8 protein-coding genes are annotated in these 6945 nt (G+C 45.9%); 1 reads left to right on the plus strand and 7 read right to left on the minus strand.

The window, feature by feature from the left end:
• Positions 1-25: 25 nt before the first annotated feature.
• From AKG39_RS07375 to AKG39_RS07395, 5 genes are all read right to left on the minus strand, one after another.
• Entirely contained in the window at positions 26-655 is a 630-nt protein-coding gene (locus AKG39_RS07375; protein ID WP_050739740.1) for a corrinoid protein, read from the minus strand.
• 184 nt (positions 656-839) lie between these two features.
• The gene (locus AKG39_RS07380; RefSeq protein ID WP_050739741.1) at positions 840-1646 is read right to left on the minus strand and encodes a methyltetrahydrofolate cobalamin methyltransferase; all 807 of its coding nucleotides are present in this window, start codon (positions 1644-1646) and stop codon (positions 840-842) included.
• 153 nt (positions 1647-1799) lie between these two features.
• The gene (locus AKG39_RS07385; protein WP_050739742.1) at positions 1800-2018 is read right to left on the minus strand and encodes a GTP-binding protein; all 219 of its coding nucleotides are present in this window, start codon (positions 2016-2018) and stop codon (positions 1800-1802) included.
• Between the two features lie 531 nt (positions 2019-2549).
• Positions 2550-3461, minus strand: a complete 912-nt coding sequence (locus tag AKG39_RS07390; protein WP_050739743.1) for a ketopantoate reductase family protein — start codon at positions 3459-3461, stop codon at positions 2550-2552.
• A 24-nt stretch (positions 3462-3485) separates the two neighbouring features.
• A complete protein-coding gene (locus AKG39_RS07395; protein ID WP_050739744.1) occupies positions 3486-3923 on the minus strand; it encodes a MerR family transcriptional regulator in 438 nt (145 codons plus the stop codon).
• A gap of 148 nt (positions 3924-4071) precedes the next feature.
• Between AKG39_RS07395 and AKG39_RS07400 the strand changes: the two genes are divergently transcribed.
• On the plus strand, positions 4072-4650 hold the full coding sequence (locus AKG39_RS07400; protein ID WP_050739745.1) for a DapH/DapD/GlmU-related protein: 579 nt from the start codon (positions 4072-4074) through the stop codon (positions 4648-4650).
• 356 nt (positions 4651-5006) lie between these two features.
• Here the strand turns inward: AKG39_RS07400 and AKG39_RS07405 are convergent, their stop codons facing one another.
• The gene (locus AKG39_RS07405) at positions 5007-5639 is read right to left on the minus strand and encodes a corrinoid protein (protein ID WP_050739746.1); all 633 of its coding nucleotides are present in this window, start codon (positions 5637-5639) and stop codon (positions 5007-5009) included.
• A 36-nt stretch (positions 5640-5675) separates the two neighbouring features.
• Complete coding sequence (locus tag AKG39_RS07410) at positions 5676-6662, minus strand: uroporphyrinogen decarboxylase family protein (protein WP_050739747.1); 987 nt, start codon at positions 6660-6662, stop codon at positions 5676-5678.
• Positions 6663-6945: the final 283 nt, after the last annotated feature.

Here is a 6945-nt window from a genome sequence, read left to right on the forward strand (position 1 = left end):
ATTTTAAATTAATAATTGATACTGTTTACTTAACCAGTTCTTTGGCCTTGACCGCCGCCGACCCGGCATCGGCTGCATATCCGTCAGCACCGATTTCGGCCGCAAATTCCGGAGTTACCGGAGCTCCGCCAACAATCACCTTACATCCGCTCAGTCCGCTAGCTTTAATAGTCTCGACCGCTTCTTTTAGCGCCGGCATGGTGGTAGTCAGCAGTCCTGAACAGGCGATTAAGGTTACATTGTCATTTTCTTTCGCCGCTTTCACGAAATTTTCAGCCGGTACATCCACGCCCAGATCCACCATTGTAAAGCCGGCACTTTCAATCATCATCGAGACCAGATTCTTACCGATATCATGGAGATCCCCGGCGACGGTGCCAATCACGCAGGTTCCCAGTGAAGCAGTGTTATCGCCGGCCATCAAAGGTCGTAACACATCTACCCCTTTGGACATGGCCTTGGCAGCAATCAGCATTTCCGGAACAAAGATTTCTCCGGAAGAGAATTTCTCACCTACGACACTCATGGAATCCACCATCGCCTGAAGAATCTCAGCTGGTTGACTGCCGGCATCCAAGGCTTCCTGAACAGCTGCCCCAACTTTCTTTGACTTCCCTGCTTCCACCAATTCTTTAACTTCATTCATTTTTGACATGCTTTCTTCCTCCTATTATAGTCGATATTTTAAAAAACTCTATTATAAAACTAACTCAGTACCGACAATTGTTACATCCGTGTATTCATATTGGGACATCTCGAAGAGTGTTCGATCTTGCAGCATACACTAGCTAAAAAATTGATCGAAAAGATGTTCGTTGAACAACCTCTGGTCTGCGATATTATTTTTTTACCGCGCCGTGAATCCCCTGACGATAAGCTCTAATATATTCCACGCAGTATTCATCTTCCCCCATCAGCGCGACCATGGCATAAATAACTCCCATTAAGTCCCGATCAGTCGGATCGAGAATCCCGCTGTCCAACCCGGCCATCATCGCCATGACGGTGAAGCCCATGTTGACTGTTTTTCTGGCTGGTAGATTAAAGGAGATATTGCTGATCGCTCCGGTGACGTGAATGGCCGGGTACTGGGCTTTAATTTCCCGAATCACCTCAATTACCATTGCGACTCCATCTTCCGACGTACAGAGCATTTCCACCAGCGGGTCAATATGCAACCGAGATGGAGCTATGCCGTATGCTTTGGCTTTGGCCATAATGTCGGTAAAAACATCTAACCGGTCTTTGGCCGTTTTGGGGATCCCCTTGTCACTGTTTAAGAGAGCAACGCATTCCCAATCCGTGTCCGCGATTGCAGCAAAGCCCACATCGATCTTCTCCCCTTCCATTGAAACCGAATTAAATAGTCCCGGTTTGTTGCAGTATTTCATGGCCTCAATACAAGTATGCACATTGGGACTGTCCACCGCAATGGGGGTCTCTGTTGCTGCCTGAACAATGTCAATGAGCCATTTCATGGTTTCCAGCTCCACATCGTTCTCCACCGAAGCACAGACATCGATATAGTCAACCCCTGCTGCCGTTTGCATTCTGGCAAGATTTTTTATATACTCGACATCCCGCTTTGCAATGGCTTTGGCGGTGGAGGGAATCGCACCATTTATTTTTTCTCCAATTATGATCATGTTTCTGTTTCTCCTGTCTTGTTTTCATTTATCCATTCACATGGTTTCAAGTATGGTTTCCAGTGTCTGGAGGATTTTGCACTGCCATGATGACCAGCCTGGCTGGTTTTGTCGTATCCTGAATTTCTTTAATCCCTGAAATCAAATCACTGTTCAGGGTACAACAGACGCAACCGGAAAAATATCCCGGATTTCATAACCATTTCCCCGCAGCATCTTGTCATCAATCTCAACCTGTCCAATTTCATTTTCAATAATGGCCACCCGGGTCTGGTTATGATTCGAAGACTGCTCAACCAGAAACCGTGCCAACTGCAATAAGACGGTTGTTTTTCCGGATCCCAGAAAGCCACCCAGAATTAATATTTTCACAGCTTTTGCCTCCTGTTCTTCCTGTCATTTTTCTTCGCCTGGATGATTAATTTATTGCCTCCTTTTGTAATATCCATATTATATACGAATGTAATCGTTGGTCATATGGACGAAATCACATCAATCTATGATCATTCCAGCTTCTTTTCCGAGGTTCTCCGCCCTCATTTCGCCAACCAGTAAAATACCGATATTTAATTTGTGAAAATAGGATTATACCAACATCGCGAACGGCTTAGGCGACTAATATAATAATTGCCATCAACCTCACTGACGGCAGGTGAACGATAAAGCTGCCGTCAATTTTTTTAATTTAGAGCTATTGATTAACTTCTTTTGGGAATGTCATCCAAATTGAAGTTTTCATTTGTCGCTTGCAACTATACTGGCTTCGATATTAAAGCAATCAATATATTTGGTAGAGCATTACATTTCACTTCTAGACTCTCTTTTACGCTCATTCTTTTTCGATATGTCCAACATCATTTTAATTGCGATTTTTATCATGCAACTAAAAAAAGAAAGCACTGTTTAAAAGGTGCTTTCCAACGTTTTGATTTTATCATAAAGAAATTCATTCACCGGGGTCTCAAGTCCATGTTTTTCGCCCAACCGATTGACCGTGCCGGAAAATAGCTCCACCTCAGTGGGTCGACGGGCTTCCACATCCTGACGCATGGAAGGTTTGCCTTCGGGACTCAAGCCGTCTACCACCCTTAGCCAGTAGGTGATATCAGCCTGGGTCAGCTCCACTCCTTCTTTTCGGGCCACCGGAATCACCTCATTCATGGCGGCGATCATCAGCTCCCGGGGTTTCCCCGGGAGCTGGACGCTGCCAAAATTTTCGCCAAAAACGGAAACCACCTGGTTGATCCCGACGTTGAGCATAAACTTGGCCCAGATCTTCCGGTCCATCCGATTGTCGATTTCATAAGCGATACCAACCCGGTCAAAAAATTCCCGTACCCGATCCACCTTTTCCGATGGTTCATCCCCATTCCGGTTGCCGAAGCAGATAATTCCCGGATTGGTGTAGAAAAGCTGATTTCCCTCTTTGACCGTATCCATTCCCTGGGCCACTGACCAGACCAGATTCACTTCACCAAAGGCTTCGCCGATGATAGTTTCGCTGGTGATGCCGTTAAGTAGCGACATGAAAATGGTTTCCGGGCCTACATGGTTTTTCACCGCTTCGATGGCGGCTTCCAGTCCGTCGATCTTGACTGCAAAGATAATCAGATCGGCAATACTTCCATCCTCTGAGCTCTGGTAGTTAAAATCACAGACTTCCCCATTACAGAAAACACCTTGGGACTGATATTTCTCAATTCGACTTTGATCGGCGATCACCGAAAAATCGAAACCGATTTTTTGTGAAATCTGGTGGCCGAAAAGAATGCCCAAAGCACCCAGGCCGATGATTGACACGTCTTTAATTGTCATAGGAACTCTCCATTCGTGATTGATCTATGGCTGATTTAAAAATTGATGAAATTTTTCGGGAACATCCTCCGGTTTGATCTGATCATGAACCGCACAGGTTCCCGCGGCTTTGGCCGTTTCGTAATACCAGCACTTGTAATCCAGCATTTCCTTCATTTTCTGCATTTCTTCCATCTGCCGATTGACCGACTCCCGCTGGGACTCAATGATGGCCAGCCGCTCGTCGATTTTGGAATCCCCTTCGATGCAGCTGTCGATAAAATGCTTGATGTCTTTGATGGGCATCCCTGTTTTTTTCAGGCATTCAATAATTTTCAAGCTGGACATATCGTCATCCCGAAACATCCGCATGCCTCCGCTGGAGCGTTCTAATAAAGGAAGCAAACCTTCTTTATCGTAATATCTGATGGTTGAGGCCGCAACATTCAGCTGCCTGGCCGCTTCACCGACTGTATAGATCATTTTCGTTCCTCCAAAATAAATTTATATTTTTAAAATAGCGCTTGACTTAAAGTTAACTTTAAGTTGTAGAATGATGTTGAGCTTATTATTCGGAGTTTAACACGAATGTAATTTAAAGTCAATGGAGGATTAAAAAGGAGGTAAAATAATGGATAAAAGAGATTTTCTGGATCATCTGAACCGGGGTGAAACGGTCGAAGGCGGTTCAGAAGTGCATCAGATGATGCATTTGATTTCCCAGGAAGCCCTGAAGCTGACGACTGAGCTCAACGGCTCTTATCATACCCCGGAAGAAATCCGCGCGCTGTTTTCCCGGCTAACCGGCAAAGCTGTGGATGAAAGCTTTGGCTTGTTCCCGCCTTTTCATACCGACTGCGGGATCAACATCACGGTTGGCAAAAATGTCTTTATCAATGCGGGCTGTTGCTTTCAGGATCAGGGCGGCATTATCATTGGGGATGGTGTTCTCATCGGGCATCAGGTGGTGCTGGCGACCCTCAATCATGGGCTGGACCCGAATAACCGCAGCTCCATGCATCCCGCCTCCATCGTCATTGGCAACAATGTCTGGATCGGCGCCAACGCCACGGTTCTGCCCGGCGTGACCATTGGGGATGGATCAGTGATTGCCGCCGGCGCCGTTGTCAACCGGGATGTTCCGGCAAACGTTATTGTCTGTGGTGTCCCGGCGAAAATCATCAAAAGAATCGAAACCAGTCGAGGGTAATGTTCAGATTATTATTGACTTGATGAATAACCCGGCACAATAAAACGGATTTAATGCAATTTTAGCTTTCTGAGCAGTTAGTATAAATTACATTTCTTCATAAAAACACCACACCCCGATGCAATCAAATCCATCATTGCATCGGGGTGTAATCAATTATCTAAAACATCTTCATGCTCTGGATCAAATTCAGGGATTCTCTTCTGCTATCCACCACTGCAAACAATGTCACGAGCTGCTCATCTACTGAGTAAACACATTTAAAGATCGCTCAAAAGGCTGATTCCACATTTATATCTGTGAAACCAGCCTTGCTTTTTATTATAATTAAGTTTATTTCATCCGAAAATTAGATGCTATTTAACGCCGATGATTTCTTTTGCCTTGGCCGCGGAGCTTCCCGCATCCGGCGCATAACCGTCGGCGCCGATTTCATTTGCATATTCCTGGGTGACCGGCGCGCCGCCGACAATCACTTTCATGTCCGGATAAGCTGCCTTGATCGTTTGCACCACTTCTTTCAAGGCTGGCATGGTGGTAGTCAGCAGACCTGAGCAGGCAACCACAACCACGTTGTTATTTTCTTTGACGGCCTGAACAAAGGCCTCTGCCGGTACGTCAACGCCCAGATCCACCATATCAAATCCGGCACTTTCCAGCATCATGACAACCAGGTTTTTACCGATATCGTGAAGATCCCCGGCAACGGTTCCCATGATACAGGTGCCCAATGAGCTGGAGCCATCGCCGGCCATCACTGGTTTTAAAACTTCAACCCCTTTTGACATCGCTTTGGCAGCAATCAGCATTTCTGGGACAAAGATTTCGCCGGATGAGAATTTATCGCCAACCACACCCATGGAGGCGATCATGGCGTTCAGAATATCCTGGGCTTTTTCGCCAGCATCCAAGGCTTCCTGTACGGCTGCTGCCACCTTCTTTGATTTACCAGTTTCGACCAATACTTTTACATCTTCAATTTTTGACATTTAATTTCTCCTCTTAATTTATCTTTAATCCCCGAATTATTTGATGTGCTTATATTTTTCTGCAGCGGCATTAATCGGCATAATACCTGCCATAAATGCTTCTGGCCCGGCACCAGTCATCAGCCGGAAGCCCATGAAGACGTAGCTGCCATAGGGACCGTAGGTTTCCATACAACGCTTGACGTCTGTATCGATTTCTGTGTTGGTTGCCTCTTCCATCCCGGGACGGCCGTTGCTGTCATAACCGCCAATGACGGCGATCTGGCTGCCGTATTTTTTCAAAATCCCTTCAATATCATTCATGGGTTGGGCCGAGGTCCAGGCGGCAGTGCCGATTTCAATATAATCTGGAATCACATCTTCGCATTTTCCACAGGTATGGATAAAGGGAATCATGCCGTTGGCTTTGATGGCATCATTTAGTCGTTTGTGGTGTGGTTTAATCAGTGACCGATACGTTCCCGGCGACATAAACAGCCCTCTTTCGGTGGCAATATCGTCATAACTGGTAATAATATCCGGTTTGAAGTGTTTGGCGATTCGTTCGACCAGCTCAATTTTGTAATCGGTGATGGCTGCAAAGAGCGCGTCACAGGCTTCCGGTTCTTCCAGCATGGCACAAAGGGCATTTTCAAAACCCATCAAATGGGTCAGTCGTAAAAACTGTCCGTTCCACATACCGTATTCAACCACCCGCTGATCACGATCTGCTCCCATAATCATCGCCTGCATGGCGGCACTGCCCTCCCAGTCGTACTCATCCAGATTGGGAAACTTGACCACATCTTCCCATTGGGTGACGTCATCCAGAACCGGTTTGCCGCCGGGTACCGGTTGACCGCTGGCCGAGTCGGTGGCATGCCAGGTCACGCCGAAGCCGTCCAAACCACCGCCGGGCGGTCCGTTTTCGAAGCTCTCGAATGAACCGCCATACATAATGACATCACTCATTTCGTTGGGTACCCACTCGGGTTTTCTGTGTTCCACTGCAGCCATTAAAAAATTTTCTTTTGGTGTTAACATGCTGTTTCCTCCTGAATTTTATGGTTTATCTCAATTAAAACCGTTTACATGCACTCATTATATTCGCAATTTTACGAAAAGTACATACGGCATAGTAGAGGATACGGCATGGTTCATACCCTACATATTGTAGGATAAATTTTCAAAACAAGAATGCACCCTTGCAAAATGATTTTGAATGACATAGAATGAAGTTGCAGCCATAAGATTTCTAAAAACTTTATGAAGCGATTGTATACTGACGTGAGCTTTGCTGTCAGTTTGCACGAAACAATTTTTACAC

Origin of the sequence: Acetobacterium bakii, from assembly GCF_001263355.1 — a bacterium.
Taxonomy (GTDB): domain Bacteria; phylum Bacillota; class Clostridia; order Eubacteriales; family Eubacteriaceae; genus Acetobacterium; species Acetobacterium bakii.